Genomic DNA, 15920 nt, shown 5'->3' on the forward strand with positions numbered 1-15920 from the left:
TTACCCACCACCGGGCGCCATATCGGCGCGTACGGTCCGTGGCCTACTTCCCGTGCAGGCTGAGCCTGATCTTGACCTCGGTTCCGCCGCCCTCCCGGCGTTCCCACGTGATGGTGCCGCCCAGTTCACTGGTGACCAAGGTCCGCACGATCTGCAATCCAAGCCCCTCGACATGCGGGGTCTCCGGGAGCCCCACGCCGTCGTCTGCGATGGTTACCGTCAGTTCCTCGCCATCCTCCCCCTCGGACCTGTCGGCCAGGAGCCACACTGTCCCGGCCCTCCCCTCAAGACCGTGCTCCACGGCATTGGTCACCAGTTCGTTGATCACCAGGGCAAGCGGTGTGGCCAGGTCGCTGGGCAGCTCACCGAACGTGCCGGAGCGTTCGGTCCGTACCTGCTGTGACGGGGACGCAACCTCGGCGGACAGCCTGAACTGGCGGCCAATCAGCTCGTCAAAATCAACGCTCTGGGTCAAGCCCTGCGACAGGGTCTCATGCACAAGGGCGATGGTGGCCACACGGCGCATCGCTTGTTCCAGTCCCTGTTTGGCCTCATCACTCACCATCCGCCTGGATTGCATCCGCAGCAGCGCAGCCACCGTCTGGAGATTGTTCTTGACCCTGTGGTGGATCTCTCGGATGGTGGCATCTTTGGTCACCAACTCCATTTCCCGCCGCCGCAGCTCCGAGACGTCCCGGCAGAGCACCAACGCACCGAAGCGCTGCTGTTCATCGCGCAGGGGGATGGCACGCAGGGACAGGCTGACACCGCGGGATTCGATCTCGCTGCGCCACGGCATCCGCCCGGTAACCACCAGCGGCAGGGTCTCGTCAACCATTCGCCGGTCCTTGAGGAGGCCGGCCGTGACCTCGGCAAGGGAACGCCCTTCAAGGGATTCACCGTCGCCAAGGCGGCGGAACGCGGAGACACCGTTCGGGCTGGCGTACTGCACCACGCCATCGGCATCAAGCCGGATCAGGCCGTCCCCCACGCGGGGTGCACCCCGGCGCGACCCGGTAGGCGAGGCAAAGTCCGGCCATAATCCCAGAGTGCCCATTCGCAACAGGTCATACGCGCACTGCCGGTAGGTCAGCTCCAGCCGCGACGGCATCCGCGAACTGGACAGGTCCATATGCGTGGTGACCACCGCAAGCGTCCGCCCGTTCCGGACCATCGGGACCGCCTCCACCCGAAGCGCCATCTCACTGTTCCAGTTGGTCTCGCTGGACCGCTCAATGGAGCGGCTGTTCCAGGCTTTGTCCACCAGCGGCTGCAGGTCGGAGCGGATCCCTTCCCCCACGAAGTCGCTGTGGAACGCGGTATGCGTGGTGGAAGGGCGCACGTGGGCCAGAGCGACATAGCCAAGCTCCGGGTGGGGGAACCACAGTGCCAGGTCGGCGAACGCCAGGTCCGCGACCATCTGCCAGTCCCCCACCAGGAGGTGCAGCCATTCGGCATCGCCCGGCCCGAAATCAGCGTGTTCCCTGATGGGGTCCGTAAAGATTGCCACTGCACCTCCAGTTGCGACGCCGCAAGGCTAGCGTCGGACGATTGACCTCAAGAGCCTCAATGCTACCGACAGTGAGGCCATGTCGTCGGCCTCCAGGGCGTTCACTTCGTCGAACATGCTCTTTGCCCTGCCCAGCTGTTCGGCATTCTGCGCCTCCCAGTCCTTGAGCCGCGCCTCCGGTGCGTCGGCCGTGGACGTTGCGTCCAGCACCGCCGTCGTCATATCCGACACGGTCGAGTACAGATCGTCGCGCAAGGCGGCCCGCGCCAGCGCCTGCCACCTGTCCTGGCGGGGCAGGCTGCTGATCCGTTCCAGCAAGGAATCCGCGTGGAACCGGTTGAACACGGTGTAATACGTGGCCGCAATGTCCTCTACCGGGTCCTTGCGGGATCGGGCGATCTTGGCGATATCCAGCAGCACGAAGCTCTCGAACAGCTCGGCCCAACGCAACGCCAGGCTCTCCGGGAGTTCCCATTCGCGACCCTTCGCCAGCCATTCGGCCACCCGTTCGCGGTCATCCCCGCGCAGGTAGTCCAGCAGGCGGGCCCGCATCGGATCCATGAGCGGCTTGAACTCCGCCACTACCTCTGCGATCGGACGGGATACGCTTTCCTGGCCCAGCAGCCACCGGACCGCACGGTCCAGGAGCCGGCGGATGTCCAGGTGAACGGTGCTCCAGTGCTCCGTCGGGAACGAAGCCGGCAGGCTGTTCAACTCGGCCACCATCGCATCCAGTTCGTACACCTCCCGCAATGCCACGAACGCCTTGGCGACGGCCACTTCGCTGGCCGACGTTTCTTCCATGACCCGGAAGGCGAAGGTGATCCCGCCAAGGTTGATCATGTCGTTGGCCACCACGGTGGCGATGATTTCGCGTCGCAGCGGATGCGTGTCCAGCTCCGCATCGAAGCGTTCGCGCAGCTGGTGCGGGAAATAGGAGCGCAGCGTCTCCCGGAACCAGGGATCGTCGGCAAGGTCGCTGTCCCGAAGCGCCGAGGCCAGCTCGATCTTTGCATAGGCGGCCAGCACCGACAGTTCAGGGGAAGTCAGGCCCTGCCCCTGCTGCAGCCGGTCACGCAGGGTTTCGGTCGTCGGCAATGCTTCCAGGTCGCGTTTCAGGTCCGCACTCTTCTCCAGCCAGTCCATGAGCCGCTCGTAGCTCGGGCTCCACTCGGCCACCCGACTGCGGTCGTTAAGGAGCAGGATGTTCTGGTCGATGTTGTCTTCCAGGACCAGCCGGCCCACCTCGTCGGTCATGGAGGCCAGGAAGTCCGCGCGTTCGGCCGCCGGCAGCTTGCCCGCGGCGACCATGCGGTCAACAAAGATCTTGATGTTGACTTCGTGGTCGGAGCAGTCCACGCCGGCAGAGTTGTCGATAGCATCAGTGTTGAGGATGACCCCCTGCAACGCCGCCTCGATGCGGCCGCGCTGGGTCATGCCGAGGTTTCCGCCTTCGCCCACCACTTTCACGCGCAGATCCCGGCCGTTGACGCGGATGGCGTCGTTGGCCTTGTCCCCCACCGTTGCGTTGGATTCTGAACTGGCCTTGACGTAGGTGCCGATACCGCCGTTGTACAGCAGGTCGGCCGGGGCCAGCAGGATGGCCCTCAGCAGCTCCGGCGGGCTGAGTTCGGTGGTTTCGGCCGACAGCCCAAGCGCAGCGCGCACTTGCGCGGATACGGGAATGGACTTGGCCTGCCGGGCGAAGACGCCGCCGCCTTCACTGATCAGCGACTTGTCGTAGTCGTCCCAGGAGGACCTGGGCAGCTCGAACAGCCTCTGCCGCTCAGCGAACGAGGATGCCTCGTCCGGCGCGGGATCGAGGAAGATGTGCCGGTGGTCGAATGCCGCAAGCAACCTGATGTGGCGGGACAGCAGCATCCCGTTTCCGAACACGTCACCGGACATGTCCCCCACACCCACCACCGTGAACGGCTCGGTCTGGGTGTCCAGGTCGAGCTCACTGAAGTGCCGCTTGACCGACTCCCAGGCGCCCCGGGCCGTGATCCCCATGGCCTTGTGGTCGTAGCCTACGGAGCCGCCGGAAGCGAACGCGTCCCCCAGCCAGAATCCGTATTCTGCCGACAGCCCGTTGGCGATGTCCGAGAAAGTAGCCGTTCCCTTGTCCGCCGCCACGACAAGGTAGGAGTCGTCGTCGTCATGCCTGACAACGTTCGACGGCGGCACAAGCCGCTCGCCGCTACCTTCAGTGAGCAGGTTGTCAGTGAGGTCCAACAGGCCACGGATGAAGGTCTTGTAGCTTTCGACGCCTTCGGCCATCCAGGCCGCGCGGTCGGCGGCCGGATCCGGAAGCTGCTTGGCGAAGAAGCCGCCCTTGGCTCCGGTGGGAACGATGACGGCGTTCTTGACCGTCTGCGCTTTCACCAGGCCCAGGACTTCGGTTCGGAAATCCTCCCGCCGGTCAGACCAGCGAAGGCCGCCGCGGGCGACCTTGCCGAACCGCAGGTGCACGCCCTCCACCCGGGGCGAATAGACCCAGATTTCGAACATCGGCCGCGGGAACGGCAGCCCCTCGATCTGCGCCGGGTCCAGCTTGAAGCTCAGATGCGGCTTGTCCTGGAAGAAGTTGGTGCGCAGGGTGGCCTCAATGAGGTTGCCGAATGTGCGCAGCACGCGGTCTGCGTCCAGTGTGGCAACCTTCTCAATGGCAGCTGCCAGGTCCTGGCGTACGGACGCCTGGGCGGCGGCGCGGCCGTCGTCGTCCATGGCCGGGTCAAAGCGGGCAGCGAAAAGCGCGATCAGGGCCTTGGTCACGTCGGCGTTGGCCAGGAGCGTGTCCGCCATGAACCCGAAGGAACTGCTGCTGCCCATCTGGCGCATGTAGCGTGCGTAAGCCCGCAGCACCGTGATCTGCCGCCAGTGCAGGCCCTCCCGCAGCACCAGGCGGTCGAAGCTGTCAGACTCCGCCGCTCCTGTGATGGCGGCGCCAAAGGATTCGGCCAGGAGTTCCCCCGTGCTGACCGGATCCACGCCGGCAGGGTATTTCAACCCAAGGTCGTAAAGGAAGAAGTCCCTGTGGTCGGCGGTTTCGATCTCGAACGGGCGTTCGTCCAGGACTTCCAGACCCAAGTTGTGGAAGTAGGGAAGGATCTGGCTCAGGCTCTTGGGCTCCAGCATGTAGAGCTTGACCCGGGCGTCCTCTTCCAAGGTCGCGCCTGCCCCCTCGGGCAGGTAGACGTGGACGCCGGGACGGTCCTGCCGCGCGTCCGCACTCCGTTCGGCGGCGGCTCCGTACTTCTCGAAGCGCGCAATATCCTCAAGCGCGTCCTCTACCTCGTAGTCCACCCGGTAGCTGGCGGGAAACGCCTCGGCCCAGATGGCGGCGAGCTCCTTGGCCTCGGCCGGGTCCCGCCCTTCGCGCAGGACCTCGGTGATGCCCTCACTCCAGGACCTCGCGGCCCGTACCAGTCGCGTTTCCAGCTCCTCGCTGTTGACGTGGCTGACATCGGCGTTCTTGGGCAAGCGGATGCGGAAGAACAGGCGGGCAAGGGCCGACTCCGTCATGCGTGCTTCGTAGTCGATCGAGACCGCCTGGAACGTTTCCCGCAGTTCCTGCTCAATGCGCAGCCTGACATTGGTGGTGTACCGGTCACGGGGCAGGTAGACGACGGCGGACATGAAGCGGCCGTAGATGTCGGGCCTGAGGAACAACCGGGTGCGGCGACGTTCCTGAAGCTTCTGGATACCCAAAGCCGTTGCGGCCAGGTCGGGAATTTCGATCTGGAACAGCTCATCGCGCGGATAAGTCTCAAGGATCCCCAGCAAATCCTTGCCGGAGTGGGAGTCCGGCGGGAAGCCCGCGGTTTGCAGCACAGCGTCGACCTTTTCGCGGACGATCGGAATGTCCCGGACGGACCCGGCGTAGGCGCTGGTGGCGAAAAGTCCGATGAAGCGGCGCTCGCCGTTGACGTTGCCTGCGGCATCGAAACTTTTGATTCCGATGTAGTCGAGGTAAGCCGAGCGGTGCACGGTCGAGCGGGAATTGGCTTTGGTGATGACCAGGGCGCGTTTTTCCCGTGCCTTCTTCCGGCCGGTGTCGGTGAGGTGCTGGATGTGGGGGGAATCGGCGGCTGCCCGCAACAGTCCGAGCCCGCTGTCTTCGCGCAGTTCGAGGACATCTTCCCCGTCAACGTTCAAGAGGTCGTACTCGCGGTAGCCGAGGAACGTGAAGTTTCCGTCGTCCAGCCAGCGGAGCAGGTCCTTGGCCTGGCGCAACTCGGCGATCTGTGCGGGATGGGCCACCTGGTCCAGGCTCCTGGCGATCTCCAGCGCCTTTTGGCGCATCTTCGGCCAGTCTTCGACAGCGGCCCGGACGTCCTTGAGGACCCGGGTAAGTCCGGCAAGCAGGGACGACTTCGCGTCGTCGGAAATACGCTGGATTTCGACGGCGATCCACGACTCCATGTGCGAGGCGTTTTCACCTTGGGCGATGAGGTGGGACAGGTTCGGCATGGCGGCCGTGTCCCCACTGGAAATGCCCAGGTGGGCGGGGACCCTGTTGACCTTTACCAGCTCGCCGGTTTCCCGATTCCTGGTGGCGACAAACAGCGGGTGGACAACCAGTTTGATGGCTGCGTGCTGCCGGACCAGTTCCGCGTTCACGGAATCGACAAGGAAGGGCATGTCGTCAGTGACGACGAAGATGACGGTGCTGTCCTCCTCGTCGGCAATTGAGATCTTTGCCTGTCCGGGCTGCCGGACCGACGCCGCCTTGTGATGCTCCCGTGCCCGGGACTCGAGTACCTCGCGAGGGTAGCTCCGGGCATCCTCCTCGGCCAAGTGCTGGTAGTAGTCCCCCATGAAACCTTCAAGGCCTTCAATGGAGAGGGGCTGATCCTCCACACCGGATCCAGACGACATCGACAACGCCTCCACTAGAGAAATTCGCCGCACCTTTGCAGCTCTTATGGCGAGCCTAGTCCTTTGCCTTGCGCCGTGGTGTGGAAGAAAACACAGAGGATTTCGCTTTTCGCTGGACGGGTGCACAAACCAATTCCCTGATCGCGCTTCGCAGGTTCGACTCCGGCGCAGCTTCGTGCAACAAGGATCCAGCCAGGAGCGCCGCGTCCGCCGCAGCGGGGTCGTACGGCAGAAACGCGGTGAGCCCGGAAGCCGGGCCGTATCGTTCCCAGGCATCCCTCAGCTGGCGCTCGGGACTTCTGCCAACGGAGGAGGCCCGCACCTTGTTCATGACGACGATGGGTGCGGCCTGTGGGACCGCTGTTTCCAGTTCGGCGAGCGCCCGCACCAGCCTGGGTACGCCCACCGGGTCCGCCGCCCCGACCGCGTAGACCGTGTCAGCCACCTCAAGGGGGCAAAGCGTCGCCGCATTCCGCCGCGGCGCCATCGTGTCGAAGCTGAGCTCTTCATCAGCCTCAAGGCAGAAGCCGGTATCGACCACCACAACATCCGCCATGTGCCTGGCCCGCTCAAGGACCAGGGCCAGCGCTGCAGCCCTGAGTTCGGTCCACCGGTCCGCGCGGGTTATCCCCGTCAGGACCTTGAACGTCCCTAACGCCGTGGCAACGGTTGAGGCCACTTTCCGAAGCGCATCAGCGTCCAGTGTCCCCTGGTCGGCGAGCCTGCACGCCTGGGCCAGGCCGGCCGACTCATCCAGCAATCCCAGGACCGCCGCTACGCTTGCGCCGTAGGTGTCGGCGTCGACAAGGAGGACCTCCCGGCCGTCAGCTGCCATCTCTCCCGCGATGTTGGCAGCCACCATGGTCCTTCCGGGCGACCCCGCCGGACCCCACACAGCGATGATCTTTCCGGTCCCGGCACTCTCCGGCCCAGGCTTGGGTTCGACCGGAGCAGCGGCGAGCGCGGCTCCGGTGTCAGCTTCCGCGCTCAGCGCCGCGGGACGATCCAAACCGGTCAGGCGGGCAACCGCGTCTGCAATCCTGTCCGAAAGCTCCTCGGAATGAACCCCTGTCAGCGCCGAGGCCACCCCGATCTTGCGGAGCCTGTCCGCCTCATCGGCGTTGTCCGTCAGGGCAATGATTGCCACCCCCACGGCGCCAAGGCGGTCAACCAGGGACGCAGTCAGCCCTTCCGAACCTTCGGCCACGACGGCAGCCCTGGCCAGGCCACTCTGGCAGGCTGCCAGCAATTCCGGAAGTTCAGCGCATCGCCGAACCACCGTGACGGGGCCGTGCAGCCGTTCCAGGCCACCCACCACATCCTCCCGGCTTTGGCCCACAGTGACCACCGGTATGCTCATCGGGCGCCGCCGGGGTTCCAGACGACCGAGATCTTTGCTTCATTGGCCTGGGCGCCCAGCAACGCCGGCATCTGCTTGTCCTCCACCAAGACCATCAAAACCGTCGTCTTCGACGCTCCAAGGGCCGTGGACCCCGTTGCCACCTCCGTGATCTCCGCGCCGGGCAGGAGGAGCTTCGGCTCACTGAAGCCGTTCTTGGCATCCGGCTGCGCCACCCAAACATCCACGCGGGCGCCGGCAACGGCTTGTGCCGGCAACGTCTGATCAATGGTGAGAGCTACAGGCTTCCGGTCCAGCCGGTCCACTTCGCCGAGGCTTGACCGCGGAACGAGCTGGTCTTTCCCAATGCGCTGCATGGCAACCACGTCCTGCGGCAACCCGTCCGCCACGGTGATGTAATGCTGCTCGGTATCTCCCAGCCTGACCTTGGCGCGCACCACGTTCTCGGGAGTGAGGCGTTCGCCCACCGCAATGCCGTCCCTGGCGGCGTAGACCTCGGTTGTCCGGTCTGCGCTGCCTACGAGAAAGACGACACCCGCTATGGATACCAGGACCAGGAGTACGCCAACCAACAGCCGGGGGTCTCTCCACGAGGGACGCTTGAGCCGTGCAGCACCGACGCTTGAATCAGGAACCATACCGTCCTCCCCCTTGGCATCCCGGACCCTCCCCACGGGGGCCGGACTCCTCATTGTTACCGGAAGGCCGATGGAACAAAAGTCATTTGGCTAAAACCTGCCAATATGTGGATAACGGGCACAAACTGCGCCACTTGATGGCAAAATGAGTCCATGCCAAGGTTTCTCACGCTCGCAGACGTCGCTGAGCAGCTTCAGATCAATTCTCCAGCCGCGTATGCCTTGGTGCGCAGCGGCGAGCTGAAGGCCATCCAGGTGGGTGGCAGGGGCCAGTGGCGGGTGGAAGAAAAGATGCTGGAGCAGTACATCCAGGAACGCTATGCCGAGGCCAGCCGCATGATCCAGGAGTCCCGCGCCAAGTCGATGTGACCGGTTAGCGCAAGTTCCAGGCCGTAAAAAACAGCAGGACCGACTGCGCCGCCGCTACAGTCCGCCCATCTTGCGTGACCTGATCATGGCAAGCCCGGCAAAGGGTATGGCAGAGACCTGGCTTACGCCCTGGCTCCTGCGGACCTCGCCGGGCGTGACCACGGCCAGGTCGATGTAGTCACTGCCCACGCGGTCGATCACTCCTGCCAGGCGGACGGAACCTGCAGCACCGCCAACGGTCACCGCCAGCTCCGCCCTGTCGCGTGCAAGGCCACGCAAGGAATGCGCGAGCCCAATCGATCGGCGAACCGCGGAATTTTCTGCTCGCGCGTGCCGCCCCAGTCCGACATAACGCGCCACGGCCGCGTAGGGAACAAGCACTTGGCTCTGCTCATCGTCCAGGACCAGCGCATCGGCCCCGGCATGTGTGAGCTCACCGTGTACGGATTCCCCGCAGAGAAGGTGGACGCCAATCCGGTAGCCCACCGATGCCCGCAGCCTGTCCTCAACCGGCAGGCTTACCAACTCGGCGCGGGCCCGCTCATTGATTTCGGCGTCCAACGACAACCGGTCAATTTCTGCAAGTTGGCTTTCGATGTCATTGAAGAGTGCATCCCAGCGCATTCCGCCAGCCTAAGTTGCCCTTCCGCCCCGGTCAACGCAGCCAGGATTTTCTCTCCAACGTCTGGACAAAAGATCTTACATCGGTCCAAACTGAATCAAACAATATCAAATGACATCAAAAGGAACGATGATGGATTGCAGGGAAGAAACACGGTGGTCGGACATCGTGTCGGCACTTGCCTTGCTCGTGCTCGGCGTCGCACTTTGGTTTCTGGGCTCCGGACTTGTCGCCCAATGGCAGGCTTCCGCCGCGCGCAATCAGGAACCATCCGTGGAAGTCCTGTTGGCGACCGCCGCATCAGCGGCCGGTGCCGGCATTTTGCTGTGGTGGACGTTTGCGATCGTATGCGCCGGTTCAGGAGTCCTACTCGAGCGCCTCGGCCGGCGTCGGTCCGCGGCAGCCGTGCGCCGGTTCTCTCCTGCATTCATGCAACGGGCCCTGGTTGCAGCCCTTTCGATCCAGCTCCTCGCGGTTGCGGCCGCGCAAGCCGCCGCAACCGATCCGGGGCCCGCATGGGGCCCCACACCCAGCCACTCGTCGTCGGCCCCCTTCAGCCCACCACCCACGAGCAGCATTCCAGACACGGGAGGAGGAACCGTGAAGGAACAGTCCGCAGTGGAACCGCCAGGGAGCATCCCCGCAACGGAAGGACAACCCGGGCCCCCACCGCCCGCCGCCATGCCGGCACCCGGATGGCGTCCCGCTCCTCAGGTAGTGGAACCCGGCCTGCTCGCCGCGCCAGGGAGCAGGGCAGCAAGTGGAGCTGCTCCCGGGACCGGGGCTGCAACCGTGACCGTACTGTCCGGGGACACACTGTGGGCCATCGTAGCCAACCAGCTTGGCCCCGGTGCCTCGGATGTGGACATAGCCCTCGAATGGCCGCGCTGGTACTCGGTGAACCGCGGGCAAATCGGCGGGAACCCGGATGTCCTGCTGCCGGGCCAGATCCTCCGGGCGCCGCAGCCGTCGTAACTGCCTTTTTGCTACCTGGCAGTGGAACCAGCCAACTAAATGAAGGGGAATCCAATGATTGCTGTGACACCAATTCGCGCCAAGCAGGACTTGACGGCGCTTCCCGGGAACAATGCCGGTGGGCCCGGGATTGCCGCCAGCGGGACCTCGTCCGCAGGGCGTTTCCGGGGAGCACTTCCGGCACCGCTGCGACCAGTCGACGAGGCCGCGGAAGTGCGGGCCATCACCCGCGGGACCATCCAGGCCTCCATGGAGGTCCTGGCCGGAATCCGGCCCGTCCACCAGCTTGCACGCCGGCTGGATCCACGGTGCCTGTCGGCCCTTCAACACCGGGCAGCATTGATCAGACGTGAACTGACCCGGACTGGCAATCCGGCACTGGCCCGGCTTCACCGGAATTCAGTGGTCCGCTCGGTACGCGTCTGTGAGGTGTCCGATGGAATCTACGAGGCCAGCGCCGTCGTTGTGGATGACGTGCGCGCCCGCGCCGTTGCTGTGCGCATCGAACGGAGCAAACAGGTGTGGCGGGTGGTCGAACTTGTCATCGGGTGAGAGAGCGCCCGGAGACGCCGACAGGGCAGGGAACAAGAGGTTCCCTGCCCTGTCGGCGGATGCCAGCGCCCTTGGTAACCCCTGCGGGCTAACGCTTCTTTTTCTTTGCGGGGCGCTTTGCTGCGTCCTGGGCGGCTGCCTTGGCCGGGTTGCCGGAACGTCCGCCTGAGCGGGTTTCCACGCGGGTCTCGGTTCCGCCGCCTTCGCTGGGTGCCGTGTACTGGAGCTGGGCAGGCTTCTCGGGTGCTTCGAGACCGGCCGCCCGCAGTTGCGGATCCACGTGCTCGGTGTGGCCGCCGGAAGCATCCTGGACCACGACGTCCTGGGCGGGAGTGACTTCCACCTCGAGGTTGAAGAGGAAGCCGACGCTTTCCTCCCGGATGGCTTCCATCATGGCCTGGAACATGGCGAAGCCTTCACGCTGGTATTCCACGAGTGGATCGCGCTGGGCCATGGCCCGCAGGCCGATGCCCTCCTTGAGGTAGTCCATCTCGTAGAGGTGTTCCTGCCACTTGCGTCCTATGACCGACAGGACCACACGGCGCTCAAGTTCGCGCATGCTCTCGGAGCCAATCGCTTCCTCCCGCGCCTGGTAGACCAGGCGGGCGTCAGAGAGGATCTCCTCCTTCAGCAGCTCCACGGTAACCCGTGCCTTGCCGCCGGCTTCTTCGATGATGTCTTCCGCCGTGACACTGACGGGGTAGAGCGTCTTGAGGTTGGTCCACAGCTGGTGGAAGTCCCAGTCGTCACCGTTGCCCTCCGCCGTGGCGGCATCAATCAGGGCCACAATGGTGTCCTCGACGAAGAACTGCACCTTCTCGTGCAGGTCATCGCCCTCAAGGATGCGGCGGCGGTCGCTGTAAATGGCTTCGCGCTGGCGGTTCAGGACGTCGTCGTACTTGAGGACGTTCTTGCGCTGTTCGGCGTTGCGGCCTTCCACCTGGCCCTGGGCCGAGGCGATGGCCCGCGACACCAGCTTGGATTCCAGCGCAACGTCGTCCGGAACCGAGCTGTTCATCAGTCGTTCGGCGGCCCCAGAGTTGAAAAGCCGCATGAGGTCGTCCGTCAGGGAAAGGTAGAAACGGGATTCTCCGGGGTCACCCTGGCGGCCGGACCGGCCGCGAAGCTGGTTGTCGATGCGCCGGGACTCGTGGCGTTCGGTGCCCAGGACGTACAGGCCTCCCAGATCCAGCACTTCCTCGTGTTCGTCCTTTACGGACTGCTTGGCTGCCTCAAGGGCTGCCGGCCACGCGGCTTCGTACTCTTCGGAGTTCTCCTCCGGGTCCAGGCCGCGCTTGGCGAGCTCGGCCACTGCGGTGAATTCGGCATTGCCGCCCAGCATGATGTCAGTACCGCGGCCGGCCATGTTGGTGGCCACCGTGACGGCGCCCTTGCGGCCGGCCTGGGCAACGATGGCCGCTTCACGGGCGTGGTTCTTGGCGTTCAGGACCTCGTGGCGGATCCCTTCCTTGGCGAGCAGCTTGGAGAGGTACTCGCTCTTCTCCACGCTGGTGGTGCCCACCAGGACGGGCTGGCCTTTTTCGTGCCGCTCGGCGATGTCCTTCACGACGGCGTCGAACTTGACGACCTCATTCTTGAACACAAGGTCAGGCTGGTCGATCCGCTGCATGTCCCGGTTGGTGGGAATCGCCACGACACCGAGCTTGTAGGTGCTCATGAACTCGGCAGCTTCCGTTTCGGCGGTGCCGGTCATGCCGGACAGCTTGCCGTACATGCGGAAGTAGTTCTGGAGCGTGACGGTAGCCAGGGTCTGGTTTTCCGCCTTGATCTCGACGCCTTCCTTGGCCTCGATTGCCTGGTGCATGCCTTCGTTGTAGCGCCGCCCGGCCAGGATGCGTCCGGTGTGCTCGTCGACGATCAGCACCTCGCCGTCCAGGATGACGTAGTCCTTGTCCCGCTTGAAGAGTTCCTTGGCCTTGATGGCATTGTTCAGGAACCCGATCAGCGGGGTGTTCGCGGACTCGTACAGATTTGAGATGCCGAGGTAGTCCTCGACTTTTTCGATGCCGCTCTCCAGGACGCCCACCGTACGCTTCTTCTCGTCCACTTCGTAGTCCTTCTCGGGCTGCAGCCGGAGCACTACCTTGGCGAATTCGCTGTACCAGCGGTTGGTGTCACCCTGCGCCGGGCCGGAGATGATCAGCGGCGTACGGGCTTCGTCGATAAGGATGGAGTCCACTTCGTCGACGATGGCGAAGTGGTGGCCGCGCTGGACCAGTTCGCTCCTGTCCCACGCCATGTTGTCGCGCAGGTAGTCGAAGCCGAATTCATTGTTGGTGCCGTAGGTGATGTCCGCGGCGTACTGCTGGCGGCGTACGGCCGGATCCTGGTTGGCCAGGATGACGCCGCTGGTCAGGCCCAGGAAGCGGTACACACGGCCCATGAGTTCGGACTGGTATTCGGCGAGGTAGTCGTTCACGGTAACCACGTGGACACCCTTGCCGGAAAGCGCGTTCAGGTAAGCGGGAGCGGTCGCCACCAGGGTCTTGCCTTCACCGGTCTTCATTTCCGCGATGTTGCCCAGGTGCAGGGCGGCGCCGCCCATGAGCTGGACGTCGAAGTGTCGCATTCCGAGTGTCCGCGAGGAGGCCTCGCGGACGGCGGCGAAGGCTTCGGGAAGAAGGTCGTCGAGTTTCTCGCCATCCTGGTGCCGCTCGCGGAGGCGGTCGGTCTCCTCCCGCAGTTCCGCGTCGGTGAACGTCTTGAACGAGTCTTCGAGGGCATTGATGGAGTCGGCATAGTTCCGCAACTGCCGGAGTGTCTTTTTGTCACCCGTGCGGAGGATTTTTTCGATAAGTGATGCCACGTGAAGATGCTCCCAGTCTCATGCCGCCGAATTCTGGCGTGTTCAGTCTACGGGAGAGACACCCGGCCGTTACTCCCTTTTCCCTGAGAGCGGATAGTCCTGCAGCCGCCCAAGCTCCTGTGTCAGGCATGCGGCGAGATCTCCCGCCGGGCCGGCTTCCACGTCCGGCAGGCCAAGCCATTGGCCCATGAGCTTCAGCTCTGCAGCCAGTTCGGCGGCGGTGTCCCCGGGGGCGTCCGGCTCGGCAAAAGCGGACCTCACCAGCAGCCTGCCCCCGGCGCGGTCCGCTTTCACGTCCACCCGGGCCACAATTCTGTCCCCCAGCAGGAAAGGCAGCACGTAGTACCCGAAACGCCGTTTGGGCTCCGGGGTGTAGATCTCAATCCGGTAGTGGAAGCCGAACAGTTCCAACAGGCGCCGCCGCTCGAAGACCAGGGAGTCGAACGGGCTCAGCAGGGCCCGGCCGTTGGCGCGCCTTGGCATGGCGGCTTCCACGTGCCGGAAGACTTCGCGGTTCCAGCCGTTCACGTTGACGCGTTCCAGCCTGCCTTCCGACACCAGGTTCTCGACGGCCAGCGCGGTCGCCTTCACAGGTGTCCGGAAGTAGTCGGCGAAGCAACGGACGCTTCCGATCCCGTGCGCCATGGCCGCCGCCTCTGTCAGCCGCTGGAGCGCGGCGGCCGGATCGGACGCCGTGGCTTCGTTCGAAGAAAATGGCAGGACCTTGGCCGTCAGGGTGTACTTGCGCTCGAACTGCCCGGTCCTGGCGGCAGCTGACACTGCCCCTTCTTCGAAAAGGTGTTCCAGGACCCGTTTCACAGCGTTCCAGTTCCACCCCCAGTTCTCGGTCTGCCGTTCCTCGACGTGGCCGATCCTGGCTGTAAGTTCCGAGGCCGTCATGGGCCGGGACGTGGCGAGGACGGAAAGGATCCTGCCGGCCAGGTCGCTGCGGAGCTCCGGGTCCATGCGTGAGGCACCCACCCATGACCGCTTCTGCCATTGCAGGAGGTCACCGTAGTGCTCGGGCCGGATATAACTGGCCTCGTGCGCCCAGTACTCCACCATGCGGCGTGGCCGCTGCGCGGACATGCGGTGCAGGATTTCGCGGTCGTAATTGCCAAGGCGCGAAAAGAAGGGCAAGTAGTGACTGCGGACCAAGACGTTGACGGAATCGATTTGGACGAGCTGGAGACGGGCAAAGGTACGGCCCACCGCCCGTGCTGTCACGGGGCCGGCGGGCCGTCCTTTGTGGAGTCCCTGTGCTGCCAATGCGATGCGCCGTGCCTGGTCAAGGCTCAGCGATGCTGACATTCAGTCCTCTCACGTGGTGGTGTATTCCACCTTACGCGTTGGCGGGTGCGTCGTCGGAGCGGTACGCGAGGATCTTTTCCTCCACGACGGTGTCGCCGGGCTCGCACTCGTGGTCCAGGGTGATGACCCCGTAGGTCCATCCACGACGGCGGTACACGACGGAGGGCGTGTTGGTGGCTTTGTCCACGAAGAGGTAGAAGTCGTGTCCCACCAGTTCCATGTTGTCCACGGCGTCATCGAGGGAGAGCGACGCCGCGGGGAAGACCTTGCGCCGGATCAGCACCGGTGAGCTTCCCGCCGGGATGTCGTTGTCAACATCATAGGGAGACTTGTTGTCGGCGGCCTGTACGATTTCATCCCGGTGGTTTGCCTCAAGGTACAGCGGCTCGTGCGCGCTGGCGGGTTCAAGCGATGCGGTGGCCTCGCGAACGGCCTTGGGGGTGTGGCGCCCGTGGTGGACCTTCTTGCGGTCCTTGGCCCGGCGGAGCCGCTCAAGAAGTTTGTTGTAGGCGAGGTCAAAGGCAGCAAATTTGTCTGCGGCGCTCGCTTCGGCACGGATCACGGGTCCGCGGCCCAGCACTGTCACCTCTACGGTCAGCTGGTCGCCGGTTTGCCGGGCATTGGTCTCCTTGGAGACTTTCGCGTCGACACGCTGGACCTTGTCACCCAGCGATTCGATTTTTGCGATCTTTTCCCCGGCATATTCGCGGAACCGGTCTGAAACGGTCAGATTTCGTCCGCTGATCATAAACTCCATGGTGCCCTCCAAATGACTTCGGTGACACGACGGCGGCACTTCCCTGGGCCCAGCTGTCTGACAGTCGAGCCCCTCTCCGAGCCGCCATCGAAAGGTACATTCTGTTCTTGGTACCCAC

At 64.3% G+C, this 15920-nt stretch carries 11 protein-coding genes; 3 read left to right on the forward strand and 8 right to left on the reverse strand.

All coding sequences use genetic code 11. The features are described from left to right. Window positions 1-43 precede the first annotated feature (43 nt). From DFO47_RS05500 to DFO47_RS05515, 4 genes are read right to left on the reverse strand one after another with little or no spacing between them, the layout of a single operon-like run. The gene (locus tag DFO47_RS05500) at window positions 44-1510 is read right to left on the reverse strand and encodes a PAS domain-containing sensor histidine kinase (RefSeq protein WP_018760216.1); all 1467 of its coding nucleotides are present in this window, start codon (window positions 1508-1510) and stop codon (window positions 44-46) included. 27 nt (window positions 1511-1537) lie between these two features. Beyond that, window positions 1538-6391, reverse strand: a complete 4854-nt coding sequence (locus tag DFO47_RS05505) for an NAD-glutamate dehydrogenase (RefSeq protein ID WP_133830968.1) — start codon at window positions 6389-6391, stop codon at window positions 1538-1540. A gap of 55 nt (window positions 6392-6446) precedes the next feature. Beyond that, the gene (locus tag DFO47_RS05510; RefSeq protein ID WP_133830969.1) at window positions 6447-7751 is read right to left on the reverse strand and encodes a P-loop NTPase; all 1305 of its coding nucleotides are present in this window, start codon (window positions 7749-7751) and stop codon (window positions 6447-6449) included. After that, window positions 7748-8389 carry a hypothetical protein gene (locus DFO47_RS05515; protein ID WP_133830970.1) on the reverse strand — a complete coding sequence of 214 codons (642 nt, stop codon included), beginning with the start codon at window positions 8387-8389 and terminating at the stop codon, window positions 7748-7750. Before DFO47_RS05515 ends, DFO47_RS05510 begins: the two co-directional genes overlap by 4 nt. A 153-nt stretch (window positions 8390-8542) precedes the next feature. Between DFO47_RS05515 and DFO47_RS05520 the strand changes: the two genes are divergently transcribed. Beyond that, window positions 8543-8758: a helix-turn-helix domain-containing protein gene (locus DFO47_RS05520; protein ID WP_018760220.1), complete on the forward strand. Its 216-nt coding sequence runs from the start codon at window positions 8543-8545 to the stop codon at window positions 8756-8758. 54 nt (window positions 8759-8812) lie between these two features. On the opposite strand, the gene DFO47_RS05525 is transcribed toward DFO47_RS05520, so the two are convergent. Further along, a complete protein-coding gene (locus tag DFO47_RS05525) occupies window positions 8813-9382 on the reverse strand; it encodes a hypothetical protein (RefSeq protein WP_133830971.1) in 570 nt (189 codons plus the stop codon). 790 nt (window positions 9383-10172) lie between these two features. Between DFO47_RS05525 and DFO47_RS05530 the strand changes: the two genes are divergently transcribed. Further along, the gene (locus DFO47_RS05530; RefSeq protein ID WP_109863787.1) at window positions 10173-10355 is read left to right on the forward strand and encodes a hypothetical protein; all 183 of its coding nucleotides are present in this window, start codon (window positions 10173-10175) and stop codon (window positions 10353-10355) included. Between the two features lie 54 nt (window positions 10356-10409). Then, window positions 10410-10907 carry an Rv3235 family protein gene (locus DFO47_RS05535; RefSeq protein WP_133830972.1) on the forward strand — a complete coding sequence of 166 codons (498 nt, stop codon included), beginning with the start codon at window positions 10410-10412 and terminating at the stop codon, window positions 10905-10907. A gap of 88 nt (window positions 10908-10995) precedes the next feature. Here DFO47_RS05535 and secA read toward each other — a convergent pair whose 3' ends face one another. The 3 genes from secA to raiA form a co-directional block, all read right to left on the reverse strand. After that, window positions 10996-13734, reverse strand: coding sequence for a preprotein translocase subunit SecA (gene secA / locus DFO47_RS05540; protein WP_018760224.1), 2739 nt, complete (start codon window positions 13732-13734; stop codon window positions 10996-10998). Between the two features lie 69 nt (window positions 13735-13803). Continuing rightward, the gene (locus DFO47_RS05545; protein WP_133830973.1) at window positions 13804-15045 is read right to left on the reverse strand and encodes a crosslink repair DNA glycosylase YcaQ family protein; all 1242 of its coding nucleotides are present in this window, start codon (window positions 15043-15045) and stop codon (window positions 13804-13806) included. A 31-nt stretch (window positions 15046-15076) separates the two neighbouring features. Then, entirely contained in the window at window positions 15077-15802 is a 726-nt protein-coding gene (gene raiA / locus DFO47_RS05550; protein ID WP_133830974.1) for a ribosome-associated translation inhibitor RaiA, read from the reverse strand. Window positions 15803-15920 lie beyond the last annotated feature (118 nt).

Origin of the sequence: Arthrobacter sp. AG258 (assembly GCF_004364695.1) — a bacterium.
In the GTDB taxonomy this organism is placed as follows: Bacteria; Actinomycetota; Actinomycetes; order Actinomycetales; family Micrococcaceae; genus Arthrobacter.

Excerpts from the sequence above, each read along its gene's own strand:
- DFO47_RS05505 (WP_133830968.1), bottom strand. The coding sequence starts at position 6,391 with ATGTCGTCTGGATCCGGTGTGGAGGATCAGCCCCTCTCCATTGAAGGC.
- DFO47_RS05510 (WP_133830969.1), bottom strand. The coding sequence starts at position 7,751 with ATGAGCATACCGGTGGTCACTGTGGGCCAAAGCCGGGAGGATGTGGTG.
- DFO47_RS05515 (WP_133830970.1), bottom strand. The coding sequence starts at position 8,389 with ATGGTTCCTGATTCAAGCGTCGGTGCTGCACGGCTCAAGCGTCCCTCG.
- DFO47_RS05520 (WP_018760220.1), top strand. The coding sequence starts at position 8,543 with ATGCCAAGGTTTCTCACGCTCGCAGACGTCGCTGAGCAGCTTCAGATC.
- DFO47_RS05525 (WP_133830971.1), bottom strand. The coding sequence starts at position 9,382 with ATGCGCTGGGATGCACTCTTCAATGACATCGAAAGCCAACTTGCAGAA.
- DFO47_RS05535 (WP_133830972.1), top strand. The coding sequence starts at position 10,410 with ATGATTGCTGTGACACCAATTCGCGCCAAGCAGGACTTGACGGCGCTT.
- DFO47_RS05545 (WP_133830973.1), bottom strand. The coding sequence starts at position 15,045 with ATGTCAGCATCGCTGAGCCTTGACCAGGCACGGCGCATCGCATTGGCA.
- raiA (WP_133830974.1), bottom strand. The coding sequence starts at position 15,802 with ATGGAGTTTATGATCAGCGGACGAAATCTGACCGTTTCAGACCGGTTC.